The 25,643-nt window shown below is 72.5% G+C and carries 29 protein-coding genes; 11 read left to right on the plus strand and 18 right to left on the minus strand.

All coding sequences use genetic code 11. From position 1 onward, the window contains the following. Window positions 1-41: 41 nt before the first annotated feature. From ACFPFQ_RS27040 to ACFPFQ_RS27080, 9 genes are all read right to left on the minus strand, one after another. Window positions 42-479 carry a SufE family protein gene (locus ACFPFQ_RS27040; RefSeq protein ID WP_379623667.1) on the minus strand — a complete coding sequence of 146 codons (438 nt, stop codon included), beginning with the start codon at window positions 477-479 and terminating at the stop codon, window positions 42-44. Beyond that, window positions 476-1,366: a sulfurtransferase gene (locus ACFPFQ_RS27045; protein ID WP_379623669.1), complete on the minus strand. Its 891-nt coding sequence runs from the start codon at window positions 1,364-1,366 to the stop codon at window positions 476-478. The genes ACFPFQ_RS27040 and ACFPFQ_RS27045 overlap by 4 nt, the downstream gene beginning before the upstream one ends. 10 nt (window positions 1,367-1,376) lie before the next feature. Beyond that, window positions 1,377-2,000, minus strand: a complete 624-nt coding sequence (locus tag ACFPFQ_RS27050; RefSeq protein WP_379623671.1) for a Maf family protein — start codon at window positions 1,998-2,000, stop codon at window positions 1,377-1,379. Window positions 2,001-2,022: 22 nt separating this feature from the next. Next, window positions 2,023-2,664 carry a response regulator gene (locus ACFPFQ_RS27055; protein ID WP_379623673.1) on the minus strand — a complete coding sequence of 214 codons (642 nt, stop codon included), beginning with the start codon at window positions 2,662-2,664 and terminating at the stop codon, window positions 2,023-2,025. Then, window positions 2,661-3,770 (minus strand): sensor histidine kinase, encoded by a 1,110-nt coding sequence (locus tag ACFPFQ_RS27060; protein ID WP_379623675.1) that lies wholly within the window; start codon window positions 3,768-3,770, stop codon window positions 2,661-2,663. Before ACFPFQ_RS27060 ends, ACFPFQ_RS27055 begins: the two co-directional genes overlap by 4 nt. Continuing rightward, the gene (locus ACFPFQ_RS27065) at window positions 3,767-4,276 is read right to left on the minus strand and encodes a hypothetical protein (RefSeq protein ID WP_379623677.1); all 510 of its coding nucleotides are present in this window, start codon (window positions 4,274-4,276) and stop codon (window positions 3,767-3,769) included. The genes ACFPFQ_RS27060 and ACFPFQ_RS27065 overlap by 4 nt, the downstream gene beginning before the upstream one ends. A gap of 399 nt (window positions 4,277-4,675) precedes the next feature. Then, window positions 4,676-4,948: a hypothetical protein gene (locus ACFPFQ_RS27070; protein WP_379623679.1), complete on the minus strand. Its 273-nt coding sequence runs from the start codon at window positions 4,946-4,948 to the stop codon at window positions 4,676-4,678. Between the two features lie 126 nt (window positions 4,949-5,074). Next, complete coding sequence (locus tag ACFPFQ_RS27075) at window positions 5,075-5,302, minus strand: acyl-CoA carboxylase subunit epsilon (RefSeq protein ID WP_379623681.1); 228 nt, start codon at window positions 5,300-5,302, stop codon at window positions 5,075-5,077. Next, on the minus strand, window positions 5,302-6,942 hold the full coding sequence (locus tag ACFPFQ_RS27080; protein ID WP_379623683.1) for an acyl-CoA carboxylase subunit beta: 1,641 nt from the start codon (window positions 6,940-6,942) through the stop codon (window positions 5,302-5,304). The genes ACFPFQ_RS27075 and ACFPFQ_RS27080 overlap by 1 nt, the downstream gene beginning before the upstream one ends. Window positions 6,943-7,190: 248 nt before the next feature. Between ACFPFQ_RS27080 and ACFPFQ_RS27085 the strand changes: the two genes are divergently transcribed. From ACFPFQ_RS27085 to ACFPFQ_RS27110, 6 genes are all read left to right on the plus strand, one after another. After that, on the plus strand, window positions 7,191-7,997 hold the full coding sequence (locus tag ACFPFQ_RS27085; RefSeq protein ID WP_379623685.1) for a biotin--[acetyl-CoA-carboxylase] ligase: 807 nt from the start codon (window positions 7,191-7,193) through the stop codon (window positions 7,995-7,997). Between the two features lie 68 nt (window positions 7,998-8,065). Further along, window positions 8,066-8,551: a PH domain-containing protein gene (locus ACFPFQ_RS27090; protein ID WP_379623687.1), complete on the plus strand. Its 486-nt coding sequence runs from the start codon at window positions 8,066-8,068 to the stop codon at window positions 8,549-8,551. Continuing rightward, entirely contained in the window at window positions 8,541-9,476 is a 936-nt protein-coding gene (locus tag ACFPFQ_RS27095) for a hydroxymethylglutaryl-CoA lyase (protein ID WP_379623689.1), read from the plus strand. Before ACFPFQ_RS27090 ends, ACFPFQ_RS27095 begins: the two co-directional genes overlap by 11 nt. Before the next feature lie 137 nt (window positions 9,477-9,613). After that, window positions 9,614-9,964: a Uma2 family endonuclease gene (locus ACFPFQ_RS27100; protein ID WP_379623691.1), complete on the plus strand. Its 351-nt coding sequence runs from the start codon at window positions 9,614-9,616 to the stop codon at window positions 9,962-9,964. A gap of 71 nt (window positions 9,965-10,035) precedes the next feature. Then, window positions 10,036-11,202 (plus strand): LLM class flavin-dependent oxidoreductase, encoded by a 1,167-nt coding sequence (locus ACFPFQ_RS27105; protein ID WP_379623692.1) that lies wholly within the window; start codon window positions 10,036-10,038, stop codon window positions 11,200-11,202. A 70-nt stretch (window positions 11,203-11,272) separates the two neighbouring features. Next, window positions 11,273-11,827 (plus strand): Uma2 family endonuclease, encoded by a 555-nt coding sequence (locus tag ACFPFQ_RS27110; protein WP_379623694.1) that lies wholly within the window; start codon window positions 11,273-11,275, stop codon window positions 11,825-11,827. Between the two features lie 81 nt (window positions 11,828-11,908). Here the strand turns inward: ACFPFQ_RS27110 and ACFPFQ_RS27115 are convergent, their stop codons facing one another. The 7 genes from ACFPFQ_RS27115 to ACFPFQ_RS27145 form a co-directional block, all read right to left on the minus strand. After that, a complete protein-coding gene (locus ACFPFQ_RS27115; RefSeq protein ID WP_379623696.1) occupies window positions 11,909-12,367 on the minus strand; it encodes a MaoC family dehydratase in 459 nt (152 codons plus the stop codon). A 34-nt stretch (window positions 12,368-12,401) separates the two neighbouring features. Further along, the gene (hisN, locus tag ACFPFQ_RS27120; RefSeq protein WP_379623698.1) at window positions 12,402-13,181 is read right to left on the minus strand and encodes a histidinol-phosphatase; all 780 of its coding nucleotides are present in this window, start codon (window positions 13,179-13,181) and stop codon (window positions 12,402-12,404) included. Between the two features lie 16 nt (window positions 13,182-13,197). Further along, window positions 13,198-13,722, minus strand: coding sequence for a DinB family protein (locus tag ACFPFQ_RS27125; RefSeq protein WP_379623700.1), 525 nt, complete (start codon window positions 13,720-13,722; stop codon window positions 13,198-13,200). Then, window positions 13,719-14,231, minus strand: a complete 513-nt coding sequence (locus tag ACFPFQ_RS27130; protein ID WP_379623702.1) for a DinB family protein — start codon at window positions 14,229-14,231, stop codon at window positions 13,719-13,721. Before ACFPFQ_RS27130 ends, ACFPFQ_RS27125 begins: the two co-directional genes overlap by 4 nt. Window positions 14,232-14,273: 42 nt before the next feature. After that, a complete protein-coding gene (locus ACFPFQ_RS27135; protein WP_379623704.1) occupies window positions 14,274-15,245 on the minus strand; it encodes an LLM class flavin-dependent oxidoreductase in 972 nt (323 codons plus the stop codon). Further along, entirely contained in the window at window positions 15,242-16,012 is a 771-nt protein-coding gene (locus tag ACFPFQ_RS27140) for a hypothetical protein (protein ID WP_379623706.1), read from the minus strand. Before ACFPFQ_RS27140 ends, ACFPFQ_RS27135 begins: the two co-directional genes overlap by 4 nt. A 63-nt stretch (window positions 16,013-16,075) precedes the next feature. Next, window positions 16,076-19,015 (minus strand): BTAD domain-containing putative transcriptional regulator, encoded by a 2,940-nt coding sequence (locus ACFPFQ_RS27145; protein WP_379623708.1) that lies wholly within the window; start codon window positions 19,013-19,015, stop codon window positions 16,076-16,078. Between the two features lie 100 nt (window positions 19,016-19,115). On the opposite strand from ACFPFQ_RS27145, the gene ACFPFQ_RS27150 reads away from it, so the two are divergent. Further along, window positions 19,116-19,772, plus strand: a complete 657-nt coding sequence (locus ACFPFQ_RS27150) for a response regulator transcription factor (protein WP_379623710.1) — start codon at window positions 19,116-19,118, stop codon at window positions 19,770-19,772. Next, the gene (locus tag ACFPFQ_RS27155; protein ID WP_379623712.1) at window positions 19,772-21,043 is read left to right on the plus strand and encodes an ATP-binding protein; all 1,272 of its coding nucleotides are present in this window, start codon (window positions 19,772-19,774) and stop codon (window positions 21,041-21,043) included. The genes ACFPFQ_RS27150 and ACFPFQ_RS27155 overlap by 1 nt, the downstream gene beginning before the upstream one ends. A 25-nt stretch (window positions 21,044-21,068) precedes the next feature. On the opposite strand, the gene ACFPFQ_RS27160 is transcribed toward ACFPFQ_RS27155, so the two are convergent. Then, complete coding sequence (locus ACFPFQ_RS27160; protein ID WP_379623714.1) at window positions 21,069-21,581, minus strand: GtrA family protein; 513 nt, start codon at window positions 21,579-21,581, stop codon at window positions 21,069-21,071. A 58-nt stretch (window positions 21,582-21,639) separates the two neighbouring features. Between ACFPFQ_RS27160 and ACFPFQ_RS27165 the strand changes: the two genes are divergently transcribed. Then, window positions 21,640-22,851 carry a 5-(carboxyamino)imidazole ribonucleotide synthase gene (locus tag ACFPFQ_RS27165; protein ID WP_379623716.1) on the plus strand — a complete coding sequence of 404 codons (1,212 nt, stop codon included), beginning with the start codon at window positions 21,640-21,642 and terminating at the stop codon, window positions 22,849-22,851. Further along, a complete protein-coding gene (purE, locus tag ACFPFQ_RS27170) occupies window positions 22,844-23,347 on the plus strand; it encodes a 5-(carboxyamino)imidazole ribonucleotide mutase (RefSeq protein WP_379623718.1) in 504 nt (167 codons plus the stop codon). Before ACFPFQ_RS27165 ends, purE begins: the two co-directional genes overlap by 8 nt. 361 nt (window positions 23,348-23,708) lie before the next feature. Here purE and ACFPFQ_RS27175 read toward each other — a convergent pair whose 3' ends face one another. After that, window positions 23,709-24,395 (minus strand): TetR family transcriptional regulator, encoded by a 687-nt coding sequence (locus ACFPFQ_RS27175; protein ID WP_379623720.1) that lies wholly within the window; start codon window positions 24,393-24,395, stop codon window positions 23,709-23,711. An 87-nt stretch (window positions 24,396-24,482) separates the two neighbouring features. On the opposite strand from ACFPFQ_RS27175, the gene ACFPFQ_RS27180 reads away from it, so the two are divergent. Beyond that, on the plus strand, window positions 24,483-25,637 hold the full coding sequence (locus ACFPFQ_RS27180) for an acyl-CoA dehydrogenase family protein (protein WP_379623722.1): 1,155 nt from the start codon (window positions 24,483-24,485) through the stop codon (window positions 25,635-25,637). Window positions 25,638-25,643: the final 6 nt, after the last annotated feature.

Raw genomic sequence — 25,643 nt, forward strand, 5'->3', positions numbered from 1 at the left:
ACGTTCTTCACCGAGACTTGAGGTTGGCAGATGGCCGATCTTCAGGCCGCGATCGCCGCCCTGACCTGGTTCTTGATCCGCCCGAGCATCGCCGACATGCCCCGCAGCCGCAACGGGCTCACGGCCTGGGCCAGCCCCAGCGCCACGTAGAAGTCATCGGGCACCGCGAGCACCTCGGCGGCGGGCTCGCCGTCGAGACCGGTGTGCATGATCGACGCGAAGCCGCGCGTGGTGGGGGCCTCCGGCGGTGCGGAGAAGAACAGGTGCACGGCCCGCTCGCCGTCGGGCTCCACCTCGACCGCCAGGAACAGCGGCGACTGGCACTCGTGCACCTGCTCCATCGTGCCGGCGGCGTCGGCGAACCGCTCCGGGAGCTCGGGCAGCTCCCGGCTCAGCTCCAGCAGCAGCTGCAGGCGATCCTTCGGCCCGACCCCGGAGAAGTCCTCGACCAGCTCCTCGAGCTGGGGCGGCAGGCTCACACAGAACCCCGCTCGGCACCCTGCACGATCGGCACGCGCACGGCGTTGCCCCACTCGGTCCAGCTGCCGTCGTAGTTGCGGACGTGGCCGAAGCCGAGCAGGTGGGTGAGCACGAACCAGGTGTGGCTGGAGCGCTCCCCGATGCGGCAGTACGCGACGACGTCGTCGTCGGCCGACAGGCCCTGCTCGGTGAGGTAGATCGCCTCGAGGTCGGTGCGGGACTTGAACGTGGCGTCCTCGGCGGCCGCGCGGGCCCACGGCACGCTGGCGGCCCCGGGGATGTGGCCACCGCGCACGGCGCCCTCCTGCGGGTAGTCGGGCATGTGCAGCAGCTCGCCCGAGTACTCGCCGGGGGAGCGGACGTCGACCATGGGCTTGCCGAGGTGCGCGAGCACGTCGTCCTTGAACGCCCGGATCGAGGAGTCGTCACGCTCGATGACGGGGTAGTCGGTGGCGGCGGGCTTGGATGCCTCGGTGGTCATCTCGCGGCCCTCGGCCACCCACTTGGCGCGGCCGCCGTCGAGGATACGGACGTCGGCGTGGCCGAACAGGGAGAACACCCACAACGCGTAGGTGGCCCACCAGTTGTTGCGGTCTCCGTAGAAGACCACCGTGGTGTCGCGGGAGATGCCGCGCTCGCCGCAGATCTCCGCGAAGCGGGCGCCATCGACGTAGTCGCGGGTGACGGGGTCGTTGAGCTCGGTGTGCCAGTCGAGCTTCACCGAGCCGGGGATGTGGCCGGTGTCGTAGAGCAGCACGTCCTCGTCGGACTCGACGACCACGAGGCCGTCCGCGCCCAGGTTCGCCGCGAGCCATTCGGTGGTGACCAGCCGCTCGGGATGCGCGTAGGCGGCCAGCTTCGGGTCGGTGTCGTTGTCCAGAGCCATACCGGAAACGTTAGTCCTGTCGCCACAGGTCGGTCACCGTGACACCGACGCCCGCGAGCAGCCTGCGGGTCAGCGGCAGGCTGATGCCGATCACGTTGGACGGGTCGCCGTCGATGCCCTCGACGAACCAGCCGCCGAGCCCGTCGAGGGTGAAGGAGCCGGCGACGACGAGCGGCTCGCCGGTGCCGAGGTAGGCGTCCAGTTCGGCGTCGGTGGGCGTCGCGAAGCGGACCACGGTGAGGGCGTGGCCCTCGGCGACGCGGTCGATCTCGCCGTCGGCCATCCGGAGCACGGCGTGGCCCGTGACGAGCTCGCCGCTGCCACCCGCCATCGCCTTCCAGCGCTGTCGGGCGGTGTCGACGTCGCCGGGCTTGCCGACGAGCGCGCCGTCGATGTGCAGCATCGAGTCACAACCGATGACGAGGGCGTCCGGGTGGCTGCCGGCGATGCGCCGCGCGATCGTGGTGGCCTTGGCAGCGGCCAGCGCCGTCACCTTCTCGCCGGGCGCGGCGTCGGGCATCGCGGCGAGCAGCGCCTCCTCGTCGAGATCGGCGACCTCGACGTGCGGGCGGATCCCGGCCGCGCGCAGCACGGCGAGGCGGGCAGGGGACGCGGAGGCGAGTACGACGTGCACGGTGCCCGACCCTAAGGCAGGGTTATCCGGGGACCAGGCCGTGGCGGTACGCGTAGCCGACGGCCTGGGCGCGGTCGCGCAGGCCTGCCTTCGCGAACAGGTGGTTGACGTGCGTCTTGACGGTGGCCTCGCTGACCACCAGCCTGCGGGCGATCTCCGCGTTGGACAGCCCGCCCGCGATGAGGCCCAGCACCTCGGCCTCGCGCGCGGTCAGCCCGTCGGGGGGCGCGGCCGGGGCGGCCGGTCCCGCGGAGACGAGCGCGGCCAGCGCGGCGCTGTCGATCGTGGACTGGCCGGCGGCCGCCGAGCGCAGTGCATGCCCGATCGCCTCGGCGTCGGCGTCCTTGGACAGCCAGCCGACGGCGCCGGCTCGCAGCGCGTCCAGCACGGCGGCGTCGTCGGCGTAGGTGGTGAGCACGACCACGGCCGTGGCCGGATGCTCGGCGCGGACACGTCGGGTGGCGCAGACCCCGTCGCACACCGGCATCCGCAGGTCGGTGAGCAGCACATCGGGGGCGTGCTCGGCCACCATCGCGACGGCCTGTGCGCCGTCGGCGGCGGCCCCGACCACGTCGATGCCGGGCAGCAGCCCCAGCAGCGTGACGAGGCCGTCGCGCACGATCGTCTGGTCGTCGGCGAGCACGACCCGCAGTGCCGAGGTCACGTGGCCTCCGTGGCATCGGGGAGTGAGAGCAGCACCCGCCAGCCGTCGGCGACGGGTCCGGCGTCGAGATGGGCACCGGCGAGCGCGGCTCGCTCGGCCATCCCGATCAGACCGTAGCCACCGCCCCGGCGTGGCGGCGGCGAGCCCACCCGGTCGTGCACCTCCAGCTCGGTGGCGCCGCCGCGGTGCGACAGCCGCACCGTCACCGGTGCGCCCGCCGCGTGCTTGCGCGCGTTCGACAGCGCCTCCTGGGCGGTGCGCAGCAGCGTCTCGCGGGCGGTGGCGCTCAGGTCGACCGGCTCGCCGTCGATCTCCAGCGACGCCCCGGGCGCGTCGGCGACGAGCGCGCGCAGCCCCTCGGTGACGTCGACGGGTTCGCTCCGCAGCGCGGTGACGGCGCGCCGCGCCTCGGCCAGCCCGTCGGCCGCGAGGCGCTGCGCGCGCTCGACCTGGGCGATCGTGTCGGGCGCTGCGCCGTCGCGCTGGAGCATCAGCCGCGCGCCCTGCAGCTGGACGGCGAGCGCGGACAGCGAATGGGCGAGCACGTCATGGACGTCGCGGGCGATGCGGGCGCGCTCGGCCAGCGCCGCGGCCCGCGCGTGCTCCTCGTGCACCCGGGCGTCGGCGACGAGCGTCAGCTCCCGCTCCTCCGCGCGCTTGCGGCTCTCCCGGCGGCCCATCCCGAACAGCAGCGCGGCCAGCAGGCTCACCAGGATGATCGTGAGGTTGGCCAGTGTCACCGTGTGGGCGGCCAGCGCGACCCCGGCGCCGGTCAGGAGGGTGATGACGGCGGCCGCCAGCACGGGCAGCCGGGCCCCCGCGCTGAGCACGGCGTAGAACGGGAAGGCCAGCGTGGCGGCCCAGACGTGCATGGCGGCGAGCGCGGTGATCCCGCCGGCCGCGATGGTGACGATCCCGGCGGGCACCAGCCACGGCGGCTCTTCGAGCCGCAGCCCGGTGATGACCCAGCCTGCCGCGGCGACCAGCGACGCGACCACCGACACGGCGCCGAACTGCTCGGGTGCGGTCAGGAACGACGACACCAGCACGAGCGGGATCCAGGCCAGATTGCTGGCCCGCCGCAGCGGGCCCCAATCCGTGTTCACCTGCCGAGTGTGGACCCCGAGCGGGTCGGGCGTCGATCCCCGGACGGGCGGATCGGGCGACCGTCGGCCCTGATCCGGGCGGACAGGACGACGTACTGGGCCGCGATGCTGATCCCGAACGAGAGCATCAGCGTGGCCGTGCTCGCGGGGCCGGCCCCGGTGCCGGCGGCGAAGACACCGAACAGGACGCGGGCCCCGATCGAGACCAGCCACAGCACCAGGCTCGTGACCCCACCCCGCTGGAACAGGTAGCCGTCCTGCATCGAGAGCTTGATCGCCCCGCCGCGGATGGCGCCCAGCACCACCGTGACGAACAGGTCGGCGCCGATGATGCCGATCACGGCAGGCGTCCAGTCGATGTGGGCGGAGACGGTCTGGGAGACGCCGAGGACGATCAGCACCAGCGGCAGGATCATCCGCGCCGGGTTGGCGTAGCGGCCGACGAACTGCCGGTAGACGATCCAGATGATCGCGGCGGCGGGGATCAGGTAGTTGGCGATGTCCATGGCGAGAACTCTGCTCGGCCGGCGCCGCCGCGACGTCGGTCCGCGGATCGGTCCCGGGTGGAGTTGGGACCTCAACCCTGGGGTGGAGACCGTGGCGGCGCCGCGTCGGCGCCGCCACGGTCACCGCCGTTCGGTCGGGCCCCGTTCGGTCAGGCCACTGTCAGGTAGGTGGATCCGCTCGGCTCGAGCGGCCAGTGCTTCGTCGGACGCCTTCTCCGGCCCCTGTCGGTGAGGAGGTTGACAACACCGAAGAGCAGGGGCAGAAGGACGAGGACAACAACGATGAGAGTGAGCATCTCGCACCTCCTTTGTCGGTGACGGAGCGGTTTCCGTCTGTGTCCAGTGTGGGCGGGGCCACAGTCGGAGTCGAGCAAGTTGACCAGGACTTGAGGTAGGGGTTCAGCCGCTCCCGCAGCCGCCGCCACCCCCGCCGCCACCCCCGCCGTCACCGCCGCCGTGGCCACCCCCGTGGCCCCCGCCGAAGCCGCCACCGTCGAACCCACCGTGGTGCCCGCCGCCGTCGGATCCGCCCAGGAAGCCACCGAAGAACCCGCTGCCGGCATCGCTTCCCGAGCTCCCACCGCGCGACCCACCGGAACGCCCGACGGCGACGATGATCGCGGCCAGCACGACGAGCCCGATGACGATGATCAGGACCAGTGGACCGTTCATGTCGGTACCTCCTCCGGCCCGCGGTCGGCCTCCCCCCGGAAGCCCGTCGTCCGCGTGCCCTCCATCACACGATGAGCCGCGGCGACGCGCTCTGGCGAGGTTGTTGAGGAGGACTTGAGGTGCAGGTCAGCGTGGCCAGTACGTGGTGCGCCAGGCGCCGGGACCTGCGGTGAGCGGCGTGCGCAACCGCGCTGAGGGGTCCGACCAGCGGTCCTGGACGCGCGGGGCGGGCGGGCCGTCGCCGGAGCCGGCGGCGGCGAGCACGACGGTGAGCGCGGCGAGCTCGGCATCGCTGGGCTCGCCCCGCACCACCCGGAACAGGGCGCGCCGCTCCTCGGGCGTCTGCTCCTCCATCAGAGCGGGATGTTCCCGTGCTTGCGGGCCGGGCCGGCCTCGCGCTTCGTCTCGAGCGTGGCCAGCGCGCGGGCGACGTAGCCGCGCGTGTGCGACGGCGCGATCACGCCGTCGATGTAGCCGCGGTCGGCGGCGATGTAGGGGTTGGCGAGGGTGTCCTCGTACTCCTGCTGCAGCGCCTGCCGCTCGGTGGCCAGCTCGTCGCCCTCGAGCCCGGCGAGCTGCTTGCGGTAGAGGATGCTCACCGCGCCCGCCGCGCCCGTCACCGCGATCTGCGCCGTCGGCCATGCCACGTTGATGTCGGCACCCAGGTGCTTGGACCCCATCACGTCGTAGGCGCCGCCGTAGGCCTTGCGGGTGATCACCGTGACCTTCGGGACGGTGGCCTCGGCGTAGGCGTAGATCAGCTTCGCGCCGCGGCGGATGATCCCGTTCCACTCCTGCTCGGTGCCCGGCAGGAAGCCGGGGACGTCGACGAAGGTGAGGATCGGGATGTTGAACGCGTCGCAGGTGCGCACGAACCGGGCCGCCTTCTCGGAGGCGTCGATGTCGAGGCAGCCGGCGAACTGGGTGGGCTGGTTCGCCACGACGCCGACGCTGTGGCCGTCGACGCGGCCGTAGCCGACCACGATGTTGGGTGCGAACAGCTCGTGGACCTCGAGGAACTCGCCGTCGTCGACGACCCGCGAGATGACCTCGCGGATGTCGTAGGGCGTGTTGGGGGAGTCCGGGATGATCGTGTCCAGCTCGAGGTCGGTGTCGGTGAGCCCGTCCTCGATGGACCCGGCGTGCGGCGGCGCCGGGAAGACCGGCGGCTCCGAGAGGTTGTTGGACGGCAGGTAGCTCAGCAGCTCCTTGACGTAGGCGATCGCGTCGTCCTCGTCGCTGCCCAGGTAGTGCGCCACGCCCGACTTCGCGTTGTGGGCGCGCCCGCCGCCGAGCTCCTCCATGCCGACGTCCTCGCCGGTCACGGTCTTGATCACGTCCGGCCCGGTGATGAACATGTGGCTGGTCTCGTCGACCATCACGATGAAGTCGGTGAGCGCGGGGGAGTACACCGCGCCACCAGCCGACGGGCCCATCACGAGCGAGATCTGCGGGATGACACCGGAGCTGCGCACGTTGCGCACGAAGATCTCGCCGTAGAGCCCGAGCGCGACCACACCCTCCTGGATGCGCGCGCCGCCGCCGTCGTTGATGCCGATGACGGGGCAGCCGACCTTCACGGCCAGGTCCATCACCTTGATGATCTTCTCGCCGTACACCTCGCCGAGCGCGCCGCCGAACACCGTGGCGTCCTGGCTGAACACCGCGACCTTGCGGCCGTCGATGGTGCCGGTGCCGGTGACCACGCCGTCGCCGAACGGGCGCTTGGCCTCCATGCCGAAGTTCGTGGACCGGTGCCGCGTCAGCGCGTCGATCTCGATGAACGACCCGGGGTCGAGCAGCGCGTCGAGGCGCTCGCGGGCGGTCTGGCGGCCCTTCGCGTGCTGGCGCTCCACCGCTGCCGCCGAGCCGGCGTGCACGGCATCGTCGACCCGCCGGTGCAGATCGGCGAGCTTGCCCGCCGTCGTGTGGATGTCCGGTTCGTCAGCAGCATCGTCGGCGCGGCCCTGGAGCGGCTCCGTTGCGGCACTCATGGTCGCGGAGCCTAACCCGTCGGTAACCCGCAGGTCCCGCTCCCGCGGAGCGGTCTACGTCACCCTTTCCGCCACCGGGCGACGTCCGACGGGCACCGATGAGCGGAGCGCCGTTCGTCGCGCCGGGCGTGGGCCGCCGCGCGCCGGGTGATCACGGAGTGTGCGCCCGGCGACGGGTTCCGGCCGTCCGTCGCCGCCATCGTTTCGCGACCGTCAGCCACTCCACGCCGCCGGTAGCGTCCCGGCTCATGAACCGCACGGCGCACCCGTTGGACATCGACGCGCTCCGCGCCGCGCTGATCGGTCCGTGGGCCCAGGTCGACGTGGTGGAGCGCACCGGCTCCACCAATGCCGACCTGGTCGCGGCCGCCGCCCAGGGCGCGCCCGACCGCACCGTTCTCGTGGCCGAGTTCCAGGAGTCCGGCCGCGGCCGGCTCACCCGCAGCTGGTCGTCGGCGCCGGGCACCGCCCTCATGGTCAGCGTGCTGCTGCGCCCCGTCGGGGTATCGCCGTCGCGGTTCGGCTGGCTGCCGCTGCTGGCCGGGTTGTCGCTGCTCGACACGGTGCGTGAGCTCACCGCCGTCCCGGCCGGCCTGAAGTGGCCCAACGACCTGCTCATCGGTGCACAGCAGCGCAAGGCCGCCGGCATCCTCGCCGAGGTCGCCGACTCGGTGCGCCCCGCCGTCGTGATCGGCATGGGCATCAACGTGCACGCCTCGCCGCCCGAGCAGGCCGGCGCATCGTCGCTGACGGCCGAGGGTGCCGACATCGACCGCGCCACGCTGCTCGTCACGCTGCTCAACCGGCTGCTCGAGCGCGAGGCCGCCTGGCGCGAGGGCAGCGGCGACCCCGACCTGACCCGTCTGCGCGCCGACTACCGCGCCGGCTGCGTCAGCCTCGGCTCCGAGGTCCGCGTGGAGCTGCCGGGCGGGGCGTCGTTCACCGGCATCGCCGAGGACGTCGACCGTGACGGCAGGCTGCTGCTGCTCGACGCCGCCGGGCACCGCCGGGCCGTGGCTGCGGGTGACGTCGTGCACCTGCGCCCAGCCGATTGAGCACCCCTGCCGGCTGACCCTCCGTCCGTGGGTGCCGGCGCCGGGCCGGGGGGCGATACGGTGACGATGTGGCCTATCCGGACGATCTCCTCGTCCCTGGCGAGCAGATCGTCATGCACAAGCACCCGCACTGGAAGATGCTGGTGCTGCCGGTGCTGGCGCTGCTGCTCGTCATCGGGATCGGAAGCTTCCTCGCTGCGCTCGTGCGCAACCAGTCGTGGGCGCCGTGGGCGTGGATCGCGCTGGCCGTGGTCGGGCTGGTGCTCGTCGTCTGGCTCACCGTGAAGCCGGTGGTCCGCTGGCGCACCACCCACTTCGTCGTCACGACGCGGCGGGTGCTCGTGCGGGAGGGGCTGGTGTCACGCCACGGCATCGACATCCCGATGAGCCGCATCAACAGCGTCCAGTTCCGCCACACCGTGATCGAGCGGCTGCTCGGCTGCGGCACGCTCGTCATCGAGTCGGCCTCGGACGAGCCGCTCGAGTTCTCCGACATCCCGGGTGTCGAGCGGGTGCACGCACTGCTGTACCAGGAGGTGGCCGATGACCACTAGAGCGCTCCCCATGATCGTGCGCGACCCGGACCTGCCGGCCGAGGTCACGATCTACGAGGTCGGTGCCCGCGACGGGCTGCAGAACGAGTCCACCGTGGTGCCCGTCGAGGTGAAGGTCGAGTTCCTCGACCGGCTCGCCGACGCCGGCCTCGGCGTGCTCGAGGCCACCAGCTTCGTGCACCCGAAATGGGTGCCCCAGCTCGCCGACGCGGAGCAGTTGCTCGCCACGCTGGCGCGCCGTCCCGGCCTCGACTACCCGGTGCTGGTGCCCAACGACCGCGGCCTGGACCGCGCGCTCGCCGCGGGCGTCGGGCACATCGCGATCTTCGGCAGCGCCACCGAGACGTTCGCCAAGCGCAACCTCAACCGCACCCTCGACGAGCAGTTCGCCATGTTCTCCCCGGTGGTCACCCGCGCCAGGGCCGAGGGCCTGCGGGTGCGCGGCTACGTGTCGATGTGCTTCGGCGACCCGTGGGAAGGCGCGGTGGCGCCCGAGCAGGTCGCGGCCGTCGCACGGCGGCTCGTCGACATGGGCTGCGTGCAGCTCTCGCTCGGCGACACCATCGGCACCGGCACCGCGGGCCACGTCGGCGCGGTCATCGACGCCTGCGTCGCGGCCGGGGTGGCGCCGAGCCAGCTCGCGGTGCACTTCCACGACACGTACGGCCAGGCGCTGGCCAACACGCTCGCGGCTCTGCGCCGGGGCGTCACCACCGTCGACGCGAGCGCGGGCGGGCTGGGTGGCTGCCCCTACGCCGAGTCCGCCACCGGCAACCTCGCCACCGAGGACCTCGTCTGGATGCTCGACGGGCTGGGGATCGCCCACGGCGTCGACCTCGACGCGCTGGTGGGCACGAGCGCGTGGATGGCGCAGCAGCTGGGCAGGCCGTCCCCGTCGCGGGTGGTGCGGGCGCTGGCGGGATGAGGTGCCGCCGATCCAGCGGGACCTGATGACGTTGGTGCAGTGGGTCGCGTTGCCCGAGGACACCTCGGCCGACTACGAACTGCAGGAGGGCGTGCTCATTTGCCGTCCCCAAACCGCCGCGTGACCACCAGCGGGCTGTGGCACGGATCGCTGCCACCGTCCGGGCCCCTGACCTGGTCATCGTCCGCGTCGATGGTCCGCCGGAGCGTGTCGAGGCGGGCGATGTACTGCTCGCGGTAGAGATCATCGCGGCGGGCACCCGGAACCTGGACTCGCGTCTCAAGGCGTTCGAGTGCGCAGAGGCCGACATCCCGCACTACCGGCTCGTGGACCTCGATCCGCCGGCGCCGTCGATCACGGTGTTCGGACTCGGTGCCCCCGGTGACGGCTACGTCGAGAGCCAGATCGCCACCGGCGAGCTCAACGTCACCGCGCCGTTCCCGTCGCGCGTCGACGTCCCCGCGCTGCTGGCCCCGCGCGGCACCTGACCGACTGGGGGTGCCGCCGAGCGCGGCGGGTGCTTACGGTCGAGGGACGTCACCGATGACTGGGAGCCCACGTGAGCAGACTGCGGTTCGGCATCTTCCTGGCACCGTTCCACCCCGCAGGCGAGAACCCGACGAGCGCGCTGCAGCGCGACCTCGCGCTGATCGAGCACCTCGACCACCTCGGCTACGACGAGGCGTGGATCGGTGAGCACCACTCGGCGGGCTCGGAGATCATCGGCTCTCCGGAGATCTTCATCGCCGCAGCCGCCGAGCGCACGAAGCACATCAGGTTGGGCACCGGCGTCACCTCGCTGAGCTATCACAACCCGCTGTGGGTGGCCGAGCGCATGATCCTGCTCGACCACCTCACCCGCGGCCGGGTGATGCTGGGCGTCGGCCCGGGATCGCTGCCCACCGACTCCGCCATGATCGGGCTCAACCCCACCGACACGCGGGAACTGCTGCAGGAGAACCTCGACATCGTCATGCGGTTGCTGCGCGGCGAGACCGTGTCGGCGCAGACCCGCACCCACACGCTCATCGAGGCCCGCACGCACCTGCGGCCCTACTCCGACCCGCTGTTCGACGTCACGGTCGCCGCGGTGGCCTCGCCCACCGGTCCCCGGCTGGCGGGCACCCACGGCGTCGGGCTCCTGTCGATCGGCGCCACGCTGTCGCCGGAGGGCTTCGACGCGCTCGCGCACCACTGGAACGTCATGGAGGAGCGGGCGGCAGCGCACGACAAGGTCGTCGACCGGCTCAAGTGGCGGCTCGTCGGGCTCATGCACATCGCCGAGACGCGCGAGCAGGCCTACCGCGACGTGCAGTTCGGCATCGAGCAGTGGTTCCGCTACTTCCAGAAGGTGGCGGCGTTCCCGCAGATGGCGGTGAGCGGCGGCGACGTCAAGGAGATGATCGACTTCATCAACGAGGCCGGCATCGGCGCGATCGGCACCGTGGAGGACGCGGCGGCGCAGGTGCAGAAGCTCGTCGACCAGTCCGGCGGGTTCGGCTCGATGCTGTTGCTGGCCCACGAGTGGGCCAACCCGGAGGCCACCAAGCGCTCCTACGAGCTCATCGCACAGCACGTGCTGCCGCGCTTCCAGGGCCAGGCGCAGGTCACCCTCGACGCCAAGGCGAGGGCCTCGGAGACGCGCACCGGCCACGCCGACGCGCAGCTCGCAGCCGTGGCGCACATGACGGAGAAGTACCAGAAGGAGATCGCCGACAAGAGCTGATCTGGCACCGCAACCGTCGGTGGTGTCGGGCACACTGGTCGCGACCGGGGCAGGAGGTGTCGCAATGGTCATGCCGATCCCGCATGCGCTGATGACGTTGGCGGAATGGGAGGCGCTTCCCGAGGACAACGCGGGGCACGTCGAGTTGCAGGAGGGGGTGCTCGTCGTGTCGCCGAAGCCCGCGCGGAGGCACCAGGACGCTCTGTTGGCGCTCGCCTGGTCGGTTCGCCAGCAGCTGCCACCACGGTGGCAGGCCCTGTTCGACTTCGAGGTCGTGGTGCGTGCCGAGACGCCTGCGATCGTTCGAGCTCCCGATCTGGTGGTCGTGCCCCGGGGTGGCGCGCAGATGCGGGTAGCGGCAAGCGAGGTGCTCATCGCGGTGGAGATCATCTCGCCCGGTTCGCGGGGGATCGACACGGTGCTCAAGCCGTTCGAGTACGCCGGGGCCGGGATCCCGCACTACTGGGTGGTGGATCTCGATCCGCCGGTGCCGTCCATCACGGTGTTCGGCCTCGGCGCGCCCGGCGACGGTTACGTCGAGAGCCAGCGGGCCACCGGCGAGCTCGTCACGTCGGTGCCGTTCCCGCTGCGCATCGACGTGGCCGGGCTCGTCGAGGCTCCCTGAGCTGCCGCTCGCGCCGCCAGGTCCCACACCGGCCGCACCCCGGTCGGTGTGGTTCAGTTCCCGATCAGGGTCGGGCGCCGATCAGGTGCCCGGCGTCGCGTCCCTGGTGCCGAACATCCCGGTGAAGATGCTGGTGAAGACCTCCTGGTCGCCCCGGCGCAGCACGCCGCGCAACTTGATCAGCCCCATCGTCGGGCGCGTGCGGGAACGGCGGGCCTCGAGCACCTCCATCGTCGCCTGCAGCTTGTCGCCCGCGAAGACCGGTGCCGGCCAGCGGATCTCCTCGCCACCCGGGGAGCCGAGCGAGGTGGCGCGGTTGAGGATGCCGTCGACGTAGGTGCGCATCCACAGCGATGCGGTGAACCAGCCCGACGCGGCGAGCCCACCGAAGATCGACGCGGCACCCGCGGCCTCGTCGACGTGGAACGGCTGGGGATCGAACCGGCGCGCGAAGGCAAGCATCTCGTCGTGGTCGACGACGAGGGTGCCGAGGTCGAACACGCGGCCGGCGGTGAGGTCCTCGAAGGCGTACTCGGGCACTGGTGTCTCCACGTTCGGTACTGGTCGGTGGGGGTCAGCGGCCGACGAGGGCGAGTGCCGCCTCGTGCAACGCGCCGTTGGTGGCGATCCCGTCGCCGTCGGCGTAGCCGCCGGTGCCGGTCAGCGACGTGAGGCGTCCGCCGGCCTCGTCCAGGATCGGTACGAGCGCTGCGAGGTCCCACGGGTTGGCGATCGGGTCGACGGCGATGTCGAGCACGCCCTCCGCCACCAGGCAGTACTGCCAGAAGTCGCCGAACGCGCGGGTCTCCCACACCGCGTCCATGAGCGCGCGGTAGTTGTCGAGCCGGCCCTGCTCCGCGAACGTCCGGACGTCGGTGGTGGACAGGTACGCGTCGCCGATGTCGGTGACACCCGAGACCGTGAGCCGCCGGGGCTCTCCGCCCGGGCTGTCGGTGGTCCAGGCACCCAGCCCCTGCGCGGCCCACCAGCGCCGACCCAGTGCGGGAGCGCTGGCCACCCCGACCACCGGCTGCCCGGCCACGGTCAGCCCGATGAGCGTGGCCCAGACCGGCACGCCGCGGGAGTAGTTCTTGGTGCCGTCGATGGGGTCGAGGACCCAGCCGCGCCCCGACTCGGGCACCGTGCCGCCCTCCTCCTCGCCGAGCACGGCGTCGTCGGGGCGTTCGGCGCTGATCTGCTCGCGCAGCGCGTGCTCGGTGGCCGTGTCGGCGTCGGTGACGGGGGTGCGGTCGGGTTTGCGGGTGACGTGCAGGTCAGCGGCCCGGAACCGCTTCAGCGTGATCGCATCGGCGGTGTCGGCCATGCGCAGGGCGAGCTCGAGATCGCGGTCCACGAGCACAGAGCCTGCCTCATTCACCGGTGACGCCGTCGATGCGCTCCCGCAACAGGTCGGCGTGGCCGTTGTGGCGGGCGTACTCCTCGATCAGGTGCAGGAGCACCCAGCGGGCGGACAGGACGCGGCCGCGGTTGTGCGCGGTGGCCTCCAGCGACGGCAGCGCGGTGTAGATCTGGTGCGACCGGGCGCAGGTCGCGCGCCAGGTCGCGAACGTGGCGTCCACCTCCGCCGGGCCGACCGTGGCCGCGTCGACGTCGTCGAAGTCGCCGTCCGGGTTGGCGGCCTCGTCGTAGTAGAGCGGCGGTGCGTCGAGCCCTCCGAGCGCGCGCTGGAACCAGCCCCGCTCGACGTCGGTGACGTGGCGGATCAGCCCCAGCAGCGACATCGGCGACGGCGCGACGGCGCGCTCGGCGAGCTGACCGGGGGACAGGCCCTCGCACTTGCGGGCGAGCGTCTCACGCTGGAACTCCAGTACCCCGGCGAGCATCGTGCGCTCGTCGGCGTCCTGCGCCGGTCGGGTGCGGCGGTCGAGGCTCATTCTCCGGTGGCACCGTCGATGCGCTCCCGCAGGAAGTCGGCGTGGCCGTTGTGGCGGGCGTACTCCTCGATCATGTGCGTGATGATCCAGCGCGCCGAGAACTCCCGGCCGCGGTCGTCCTTGCCGATGGCGTCCAGCGTCGCGAGCCGGGCGACGACCTCCCGGGACTGGGCGCACTCGGCGTTCCAGGTGTCGAACACGGCCGTCACCTCGGCGGCGTCGACACCTTCCGGGTCGACGCCGGTGATGTCGGCATCACCGGCGCCGTAGAGCAGCGGCACGTCCTGCCCGTCGAGCACCTCGAGGAACCAGCCGCGCTCGTTCTCCGTGAGGTGGCGGACGAGGCCCAGCAGCGACATCGCCGACGGCGGGACGGGGCGCTCCGCGAGCTGCGCGGGGGTCAGACCCGCGCACTTGAGCGCGAGTGTCTGGCGCTGCCAGTCGAGGAACCCGGCGAGGGTGGCACGCTCGTCGGCGACCAGCGGCGGTTGGGTGCGGGGATCGGTCATGGCGGCGAGCATGGCGGGCGGCCCCGCCCGCTGCCACCACATTCACGGCATGTCCGGTGCGGCGGCATGCAGCGTCGCCTCGATCCGGTCCCACGACAGCCCCGGTGGTAACCCGATCATGACGATGTCGGCGACCTCGTCCCAGTCCGCCAGCGCGGCGCGGACCTGCGCCGGGTCCCCGTGCGCGGCGAAGTCGTCGAGCAGCCCGTTCGCCTCCTCCGGGACGACGCCGGTGACGGGGTTGGGGCGCGGGTTCGCGGCCTGGACGGCGCGCACCGCCGCACCGTGGCCCTGCCGGGTCGCGGCCGCCGCGTAGTCGGTGCCCATCGCGCACAGGTACCAGGCGAGCGCGCCGGCGGCAGCCGCCCGCGCGGCCCCGCCGTCATCGCCTGCGACGGTCAACGGACCTGCGACAACGGTGATCGGCCGGGTGAACCGCGCGGCACGGTCGGCGAGGCCGGTCGGGGTCTGGAAGACCGCGAACCAGCCGTCGGCGAGGTCGGCGGCCACCTCGACCGTGCGTTCGCCGAGCGCCCCGACCCAGATCGGCAGCTCGGGGACCGGGGGAACGCCCATGCCGAGCGCGCGGGTCGCCAGCTCCGGGTTGAGCTGGGCCCGCCCACCGCTGATCAGGTTCCGCACCTCGCGCGTGACCTCGCGCAGCCGGGCGGCGGGATGCTCGAACGCGACGCGGTGGAAGCCCTCGACGAGCGCGGGCGTGCTGGTGCCGAGCCCGAGCACGAACCGGCCATCGGTGGCGCGGTGGAGCGCGGTCGCGGTCATCGCGATCGTGGCCGGGGTCCGGCCCCACACCGACAGGACACCTGCCACCAGCGCGATCCGTCGGGTCTGCAGCCCGATCCGGGTGAGCAGGACCGTCGAGTCGAGCCCCCACGCCTCCGGCAGGGCGAACGCCTCGTAGCCCAGCTCGTCGGCCAGCAGTGCGGTGCGCACGATGATGTCCTCACGGGTCTCCATCGGGGTCAGTGCCACCCCGCGGCGTCCCGCGCTCACCGCACACGTCCGGCATCGAGCTGCGGAGCGGACGCGGTGAGCGCGACCCACGTCGTGCCGGCCGCCGCCAGCACGTCCCCGTTCGGGGACAGCAGCGCCGAGCCTGCGGTGAGCCTGCGCCCGTCGACGGCGATCGGCCAGGCGACGATCCGGTGCTCGACCGCGATCTCGGGAAGGCCCGCGAGCCGCACGCTCATCCGGCCCAGCACCGCGGCGGAGCCCCCTGGCAGCGCGTCGCGTTCGAGGGCGTCCTCCACGGCCGCGAAGCCGGCCGGGCAGTCGAGTGCGGCCCAGACGAACTCCGGGGCGACGCGTCCGTCCGCGCCCACGACCGAGCGGTCCGGCGTCCACGGCGCGGCCCACACCCGACGGTCCGCCACCCGGCCCGGGAAGATCCGGAGCCCGTCGCCGTCCGGTCGCCCCGATCCGCAGACGAAGCAGGCCGGGAAGACCGCGTTCGTGTGACGCCGGGTCGCGGCGACGGCCTCGTCGGCGGTGACGACATCCGGAACGGAGAGGTCCGGGCCGGCCTCCGTGACGTGTCCGCGGGCCACCACCTCGCCGGCGTCCTCGAGCCGGAACGCGTCGCCGTCGAGGCGGACGTCCAGCCGTCGATCCAGCGGCACCGGTCGGCGCAGGCGGACCTCGACGGCTGCGCCGGGAGCGACACCGGCGGCGCCGGCGAGCGACCCGCAGGCGATGCCCCCGTTCGCCACGCCGGGCGGCCCGTTGAACCGGGATGAGAGGAACAAGCTCGTCGTTGTCACGGTGATCCGTCCGTCGGGAGACTCGGTGCGGATCAGCCTGCCGATGAGGTGTTCAGCCGTGGTTCAGCCGCGGTTCAGGCTCGCCTCGAGCTCGGCCAGCAGGTCGTGGTCGGGCTCGCGTTCGCCCGCGCGGTACAGGGCCTCGACGCGGGTCGCACCCAGCTTCGCGGCGGCCGTGGCCCGCAGCGCGTCGATCCGCTCGGTGTCGGTCATGCAGCCGACCAGCTCGACACGGGGCTCCGCAGCGCCGAGCGAGCGTGCGACGAGCTCGGGATCCGCGGTGGCGGCGGCGACCTCGGCGAGCGCCCAGCGCCATGCCGCCAGCGGCTTCCGATCGGGAAAGCCCTCCGCGATCGCCAGTGCCTGCCCGAGCACGCCGGTGGTGGTGCGCGCACGACCGGTCCGCGCCCGGGCGACGCCCAGGTACGACTTCGCGTAGACCGCCAGCTCATCACGCAGGCCGTTGTCGTCGATGAGCCGGTTCGCCGTGGTCAACAGGTCGACGGCGGCCTCGAACCGCTCGTCGCGAAGCGCAGCCAGTCCCAGCAGGGCCGTGGTCCAGGCCTGTCCCCACCGCGTGCCTTCCTCGATGGCGAGCCGGTGCGCGCGGTGCAGGCCCGGCAACGCCGCGGCCTGGGCTCCGGGTCGGGCGGCGACCGCGTAGCGCACGAACAGGCACCACACCGTGCCTCCGCGGTTGCCCCATGCCTCGAAACGGTCCTGGGCATCGCGCAGCATCTCCTCGGCGACATCGGAGCGGCCGCGGTCGCCCGCGATCCTGCCGACGGTGCCGACCGCGTGCGCTTCGAGGCGCGCGTCACCGGCGAGGCGGGCATCCTCGACGGCCGCCTCGGCCTGCTCCGCGGCCTCGTCGAGCCGATCGGCCTGGATCAGCAACGACGCGAGGCCGATCCGGGCCCTGGCCCGCGGCCCCGGCGACGGTCGCAGGTCCAGCGAGCGGCGCAGGCGGTCGATCCCCTCGGTGCTGGACGCCCGGATCCACCAGTACCAGTAGAGCCCGCCTGCGATCACCGCGGCATCGTCGGCCCGCCGCGTCCGCAGCGCCCGGTCGTGTGCGGCGCGCAGGTTGGCGGTCTCCTGATCGGCGCGGGCGAGCCACTCCGTGGCCGCGGGACCGGCCGCGTGCCGGCCGACACCGATCGCGATCGACCGGTAGTGCAGCCCGTGCCGGTCGCGGACCGGTTCCCCGTCGCCGCCCCCGTCGAGCAGCGCCGCCGCGAACTGCCGCACCGGTTCCAGCATCCGGTACCGGGTCGGTCCCCCCGAGGTCTCCGCGATCACCAGCGAGTGATCGACGAGCCTGCCCAGCGCCACCAGCACGCCGGGCCGCTCCCCGGCATCGGCCGGGACGACGGCCTCCGCCGCGGCGAGATCGAAATCGCCGACGAACACGCCGAGCCGGTGGAAGACCCGCCGGGTGGCCGGATCGAGGCGGCGGTCGCTCCAGTCGAAGACGGCAGCCATCCGCTGCTGTCGTTGCGGCCTCGCGTCATCACCGATCGCGACCAGCTGGTCGAGCCGATCCGCGATGTCGCTCATCGAGAGCGTGCGGGTCCACGGCGCGACCATCTCGATCGCCAGTGGCAGGCCGCCCAGCCGCCGGACCAGCTCGACGGCGTGGTGGTCGGCGCGGAAGCCCGGATTCACCGCGACCGCGCGCTCCACCAGCAGCCGCACCGCGTCGGACCCCTCGTCGTCGGCCGCGAGCGGCCCCACGGCCCAGACCCGCTCGTCCGGCACCGCCAGCGGCACGCGGCTGGTGGCCAGCACCGCACAGCCGGGTGCCGCATCGACCACCGCATCCGCGAGACGCGCGGCCGCCTCGATCACGTGCTCGCAGTTGTCCACCACGAGCAGCATCCGACGCTGGCGCAACGCACGCGTGACGGTGTCGAGCGGCGGCCGGGCCGGCTCCTCGTCGAGCCCCAGCGCCACCAGCGCGGCGACCGCGACCATGCCGTCGTCGCCCACCGGGGCGAGATCGAGGAACGCCACCCCGTCCGACCAACCGGCGCGCACGCGCTCGGCCAACGCGACGGCCAACCGCGTCTTGCCCGCACCACCGACCCCGGTCAGGGTCAGCACCGCACCGGCCACGACGCTCCCGACCAACGCATCGAGCTCGCCCGCCCGTCCCACCAACGCGGTGCGGTAGCGGCGCGGCGGAAGCAGGCGCGACACCCCGGTGACCGGTTGCTCGACCGCGGGCGCGGCCGCCCTGGGGAGCAGGTCGTCGAGCTCGGGGCGCTGGTTGAGGATCGCGACCTCGAGCTCGCGCAGCTCGGTGCCGGGATCGACGCCGAGCTCGCCTGCCAGCTCGGCCCGGACGCGCTGGTAGGAGCGCAGCGCGTCCGCCTGACGCCCGCAGCGGTACTGGGCCAGCATCAGCAGCCACCAGAGTCGCTCGCGCAACGGATCGACGACCAGCAGCTCCTCCAGCGGGGCGATGGCCTCGTGCGGTCGGCCCGCCGCGATCGTCGCCTCAAGGCGCAGCTCGGTCAATGCATCGCGCAACTCGCCCAGCCGGGCGACGTGCGGACGTGTGAACTCGGCCGCGGCCACGTCGGCCAGCGCCGCACCGCGCCACAACGCCAGCGCCGTCGCCGTCAGATCGATGACCGCCGCGAGATCACGCCCGCGCGCCGCCGTCCGCGCCGCCGCGGCGAGCTCCTCGAACCGCTCGCTGTCGAGCTCCCCGGGGCGCACGTCGATGCCGTACCCGGCTCCGTGCCGGATCAGCACGCCGGGCCCGAGCAGCTCCCGCAGCTGCGACAGGTAGTTGCGCAGTACCCCCGGCGCCGTGGTCGGCGGTCGATCGCCCCAGATGTCGTCGATGAGCTGCGGGCCCGTCCGGAACTGCGTGCGGTGCACCAGCAGCGCGATCAGCAGCGCCCGCAGCTTGGCGCTGCTCGGTTCCACGCGCCGACCGTCGCGCACGACCTCGAGCGGTCCCAGTATCCGGAACGCCAGCTGCGAACTCATCGTCGGACCAGACTAGGCCTCGGACGCGCGCGGGTCGTCGGACATGTGTAGATCATGGCAATTCCGCTCCGTCGGCTCCGATCGGCCTAAGGTGTCCTCCGTGACTACCGTCCTGCTCGCCGAGGACGACACCGCCATCGCCGAACCGCTCTCCCGAGCGCTGCAGCGCGAGGGTTATGTCGTGGAGGTCGCGGCCGATGGGCTCGCGGCACTGGATCAGGTGCGGGTCGGCCACATCGACCTGCTGGTGCTCGATCTGGGCCTGCCCGGGATGGACGGGCTCGAGGTGTGCCGGCGCGTCCGGCTCGACTTCCCGGACCTGCCGGTGCTGATGCTCACCGCCCGCACCGACGAGGTCGACTTCGTCGTCGGGCTCGATGCGGGAGCCGACGACTACGTCGGCAAGCCGTTCCGCCTCGCCGAGCTGCTGGCCAGGGTCCGGGCGCTGCTGCGCAGGCTCACGCCGGAGTCGGTCGAGGTCGGCGGCGTGCGCATGGAGCTGTCGGGGCGGCGCGTGCTCGTCGACGGGGCCGAGGTGGGGCTGGCCAACAAGGAGTTCGAGCTGCTGCGGGTGCTGCTGCTGCGCGCCGGGCAGGTCGTCACGCGCGAGGAGATCCTGCGCGAGGTCTGGAACGACCCCGAGATGAAGACGTCCAAGACGCTCGACATGCACATGTCCTGGCTGCGCCGCAAGATCGGCGGTGACCACCGCATCGCGACGGTGCGCGGCGTCGGTTTCCGCTTCAACCACGACTGATGCGTCGCCGGATCCTGCTGTCCACGCTGCTGGTCGTCACGATCACGGCGCTGGTGCTCGGCGGGCCGCTGGCGTTCACGACGTGGCGCCTGGTCGAGGACTTCACCCGCTCGGACCTCACGTCGCGGCTCGATCAGATCGCCGGCCGGATCGACGGCAGCGGCACGATCGACGCCGGCGACGTCTCGGCCATCGAACTCGCGATCCCGGCGGGCGGGCGGCTGGTGCTGGAGCCGGAGGGCGCACCGGCGCAGGTGATCGGCTCGCCCGTCGTCGGGCAGACGGTGTCGGAGACCGTGCCGTTCGGGCCCGGCGGTTCGATCCGGCTCGAGGAGCCGCAGTCGCTGATGCGCGGCCAGCAGCTGCAGGTCACGCTCGTGGTGCTGCTGCTCGTCGTGATGTCGGTGGGGACGGGCGCCGTGGTCGCCACCGTCACGGCGCGGCGGCTGGCCGAGCCGCTCTCCGACGTCGCCGACCGGGCGGCCCGCCTGGGTGCCGGCGACTTCCGTTCCGCCCCGCACCGCTACGGCATCCTCGAGCTGGACCGCGTCTCCGACGTGCTCGACACCTCCGCCGCGGCACTGGCCACGCTGCTGCAGCGCGAGCGGGAGCTGGTGGGCGACGTGTCGCACCAGATGCGCAGCAGGCTGACGGCGCTGCAGCTGCGGCTCGACGAGCTGAGCACCCATCCGGACCCGAGCGTCGGCAAGGAGGCGCTCGCGGCGCTGGAGCAGGCCGAGCGGCTCTCCGGGGTGCTCGACGAGCTGCTGGAGGCCGCACGGGCCGCCCGCGCGGCGGGGGCCGAGCTGCAGGACCTGCGCGTCGGGCTCACCGCGGTGGCCGACGAGTGGCGCCCGGTGGTGCGGGCCGCCGGTCGCTCGTTCAAGTTCCGGGTGCCCGACGGGCTGCTGGCCCGCGTCACCCCGGCCCGCATCCGCGAGGCCGTCGGCGCGCTCGTCGACAACGCCATCCAGCACGGCGGCGGCACGGTCACCCTCACCGCGCGCGCCACCGAGCACAGCCTGCTGATCGAGGTCGGTGACAACGGCGCCGGGGTTCCGGAGGAGCTGGTGCCCCACGTCTTCGACCGCGGCGTCTCCGTCGGGTCGTCCACGGGGCTGGGGCTCGCGCTCGCCCGCGCGCTCGTCGAGGCCGACGGGGGCCGGCTGGAGCTGTCGCGGCCGCGCCCGGCGATGTTCACGATCTTCCTGCCCGCCGCCCGGGCCGACGATGTGGTCGGGGCGCCGCGCCGGCCGCAGGTTCCGCGCTGAGCGACCTCGCTCGACGCGCGTGGGGTCAGTCGACGATCGGCTCCTGGCGCCGCGCGTCCTCGGTCGGGAACACGAAGCGGCGGAAGGCCCACCAGCGGAACACCATGCCGGCCAGCACGCCCACGATCTGGCCGCTGACGAAGTCGGCGACCTCCTGCGTGAAGATCGACACTCCGGGGTACTTGAGGTCGAGCAGGTAGCGCGAGATCGCCAGCGGAGCCGTGTACACGGCCACCCCGACGCCGCTGATCACGAAGAACAACAACGCTTCGTGATGACGCTCACGCCCGCCGCGTGTCCGGAATGACCACTCTCTGTTGAGGATGTACGAAACGATCGTGGCGACGATCACCGCGATCACCTTCGCCGTGAGCGGCTTGTCGGCCAGCACGGTGCTCTTGAGGAACAGGAAGACCGCGGTGTCGATGACCCACGTCGAACCGCCGACGAGACCGAACTTCACCAGCTCACGGTGCTTGATCGCCACATCCCGGTAGGGCTGTGGGATGTGCCCGAGCACCGTCTCGACTAATGCCACCTGATCGATCGTGCCAGATCAGAGACCGGTCGGCCCGGCCAGGTAGGCTCCCCGCACCGTGGACGCTGCTGAGTCGAAGAACCTGCCGGTGGTCGGGATGATCGGTGCCGGGCAGCTCGCCCGCATGACGCACCAGGCCGCCATCGCCCTCGGACAGTCACTGCGAGTGCTGGCCGCCGATCCCGGTGATCCGGCCGCGCTCGTGTGCGCCGACGTCCGTCCCGGCGCAGCCGTCGACCTCGCCGCGCTGCGCGCGTTCTCCCGCGGCTGCTCGGCCGTCACGTTCGATCACGAGGGCGTTCCGCAGGAGAACCTGCGCGCGCTCGTCGCCGACGGCGTCGCGGTGCACCCGGAGCCGGGAGCGCTGCTGCACGCGCAGGACAAGCTCGTGATGCGCCGCAGGCTCGTCGAGCTCGGCATCGCGGTGCCGCCCTTCGCGGAGGTGCTCGAGCCGGGCGACGTGGCCGCGTTCCTGGCCGAGCACGGCCCGTCGGTGCTCAAGGCCGTCCGCGGCGGCTACGACGGGCGCGGGGTGTGGATGCTCGACGAGCCCGATGCGCCGCTCGTGGCGCAGCTGCTGGCCGCCGGCACGCCGCTGATGATCGAGCAGCGCGTCGCGATGCGCCGCGAGCTGGCCGCGCTCGTCGCCCGCTCGCCGTTCGGCCAGGCCTCGGCCTGGCCGGTGGTGGAGACCGTGCAGGCCGACGGGCAGTGCGTCCAGGTCCTCGCGCCCGCGCCGGGCCTCCCCGAGGAGCGGGCCGTGCAGGCCCAGCAGCTGGCGCTGCGCATCGCCGCCGAGCTGGGCGTCACCGGGCTGCTCGCCGTGGAGCTGTTCGAGACGGACTCGGGCGCCGTGGTCGTCAACGAGCTGGCCATGCGGCCGCACAACTCCGGGCACTGGACGATCGAGGGCGCCCGCACGTCGCAGTTCGAGCAGCACCTGCGCGCGGTGCTCGACTACCCGCTGGGTGCCACCACCCCCACCGCCCCCGCCGTGGTGATGGCCAACGTGCTCGGCGCGGCCGTCCCGCCCGTGATGGGCGTCGACGAGCGGATGCACCACCTGTTCGCCCGGTTCCCGGACGTCAAGGTGCACCTGTACGGCAAGGCCGAACGGCCGGCGCGCAAGGTCGGGCACGTCACCGCGCTGGGCACCGACATGGCCGAGGTGCGGGTGCGGGCGGCGCTCGCGGCGGAGTGGCTGTCCACGGGCGAATGGAGCGACGGCTGGTCCGCGCACGCCGGAATGAGGGAAGAAGCCAATGTCTGACCCGCTCGTCGGCATCGTCATGGGAAGCGACTCGGACTGGCCGGTGATGGAGGCTGCCGCCGAGGCGCTCGCCGAGTTCGACGTGGCCTACGACGTGGGCGTGTACTCCGCCCACCGCACCCCGCAGCGGATGATCGACTACGGCCGCGCCGCGGCGGGCAACGGCCTGCGCGTGATCATCGCGGGCGCGGGCGGCGCCGCCCACCTGCCGGGCATGGTCGCCTCGGTCACGCCGCTGCCGGTGATCGGGGTGCCGGTGCCGCTGAAGTACCTCGACGGGCTCGACTCGCTGCTCTCGATCGTCCAGATGCCGGCGGGGGTGCCCGTCGCGACGATGGCAGTGGGCGGCGCGCGCAACGCGGGGCTGCTGGCGGTGCGGATCCTCGGCGCCGCAGACGTGGCGTTGCGCGCTCGGATGGAGGCGTTCCAGGCCGATCTGGAGCGCTCCGTCCTGACCAAGGATGCGGCGTTGCGGGCCCGGGCCGGGGTCGACTGAGACGGCCCGAAAATAACGTGGCGAACCGGCTCCCGCGGTCGTACTGTGGCGGTACACGTGAGAGGAGGTGGTCCAGCGTTGAATAGCTATTGGACTCGTGAGGTGGCTGTCCGCTAGCACCACAGGACTAGTTCTTTCCGACGGTTTGTGGAGCCGGTGTGGTGCCGGCGAATCCCAGGCAGTCACCCGTGATCCCCGGGCCCGAGCCCGTCCAGCTCGGCTAGCGCACTCGTAGGGTGCGGCCCGGGGATCACGCATGTCCGGGGTGGGTCGCCGGCCGGTCCGAGCGAACGGCACGTTCGTCCACTCCAGTTGTACGAGCGTGCCGTTCGATCCCCACCGCCGGGACCGTGCGAGCCGGCTACGTGTCGGCCCGCTCCAGCCGCCCCACCGCAGCCTCCAGCCGCTCCGCCACCGCATGCAGGTCGCGGGCCGGCTCCACGGGCAGCATGCCGGCCACGGCCCGGAACCGGGCGCGCAGCGCGTCGATGCCGCTGACCGGTGCGCCCGCGGCGAGCCAGGCCCGCAGCGCCAGGTTGTGGGCCGCCACCACGGCGGCACCGATGACGGCGGCCCGCAGGTCGCCGTCCGGGGTGTCGGCGAGACGACCGCGCAGGTTGCGGGTGAACAGCCGCCGGTAGTGATCGACGCTCGCCGACTCCCGATCGCGCAGCGCGGGCACCTCGCGGATCAGGGCGAAGCGCTCGACCGACAGGCCGGGGTCATCGGTGTAGAGGTCGAACACGGTCTCGCCGGCGCGCAGGGCGAGCCCGCCGGTGGGCTCGGTCGGGTGCGCGGTCGCGAAGATCTCGGCGATGCGGGTGAGCGCGGTCTCGTGATCGGGCGAGATCGCGTCCTCCTTGCTGCGGAAGTAGCGGAAGAACGTGCGCCGCCCGACGCCCGCTGCCGCGGCGATGTCGTCGACGGTGGTGTCCTCGTAGCCCTGGCTGCGGAACAGCTGCACGGCGGCGGCGACGAGATCCCGGCGCACCTCGGCCCGGCCCGCGGCGGAGCGGCCGCGGCGGGCACGCACCACCGGTTGACTCATGGCACGGAGGGTAGCAGTGCTCTTGTTGAATGGCACGTAGTGCCGTTAGAGTGGAAGCAATCCACTCGCTCGACGGGAAACGGGGCCATGGACACCGATTTCGACACCTACCGGCTCAGCGATGAGCACGAGGCGCTGCGCGAAGCGGTGCGGGCGCTGGCCGAGAAGGAGATCGCGCCCTACGCGGCGGAGGTCGACGAGCAGGGCCGCTACCCGATCGAAGCGCAGCACGCGCTGGAGAAGGCCGGTTTCGGCGCGATCATCATCCCCGAGGAGTACGGCGGCCAGGGTGCCGACGAGCTCGCGGGCTGCATCGTGATCGAGGAGGTGGCGCGGGTCTGCGCTTCGTCCTCGCTGATCCCGGCCGTCAACGGGCTGGGCATGACGCCGATCCTGCTCTCGGCGTCGCACGAGCTCAAGCAGCAGGTCCTGCCGTCCATCGCCGCGGGCGAGGCCATGATCAGCTATGCGCTGAGCGAGCGGGAGGCCGGTTCCGATGCCGCGTCGATGAAGACCCGCGCTCGCCGCGACGGCGACACCTGGGTGCTCAACGGCACCAAGTGCTGGATCACCAACGCCGGCGTCTCCAGCTGGTACACGGTCATGGCCGTCACCGACCCGGAGAAGAAGGCCAACGGCATCTCCGCGTTCGTCGTCCACAAGGACGACCCGGGCTTCGAGGTGGGGCCCAAGGAGCGCAAGCTCGGCATCAACGGCTCGCCGACGCGTGAGATCTACTTCCAGGACTGCACGATCCCGGCCGACCGCATCATCGGCGCCGAGGGCACCGGCTTCAAGACGGCGCTCGCCACTCTCGACCACACCCGCCCGACGATCGGTGCGCAGGCGGTCGGCATCGCGCAGGGCGCGCTCGACATCGCGATCTCCTACGTCAAGGAGCGCAAGCAGTTCGGCAAGGCGATCGCGGAGTTCCAGGGCCTGCAGTTCATGCTCGCCGACATGGCCATGAAGGTCGAAGCCGCCCGGCAGCTCGTCTACGTGGCTACCGCCCGGGCCGAGCGCGGCGAGAAGAACCTGGGATTCATCTCCAGCGCAGCCAAGTGCTTCGCCTCCGACACGGCGATGAGCGTCACCACCGACGCGGTGCAGCTGCTCGGCGGTGCGGGCTACACGCGCGACTTCCCGGTGGAGCGGATGATGCGCGACGCGAAGATCACTCAGATATACGAGGGCACCAACCAGATCCAGCGCATGGTGATGGCGCGCGCGCTGCTGCGCTGACACGTG

The organism is Pseudonocardia sp. GCM10023141, from assembly GCF_042653605.1.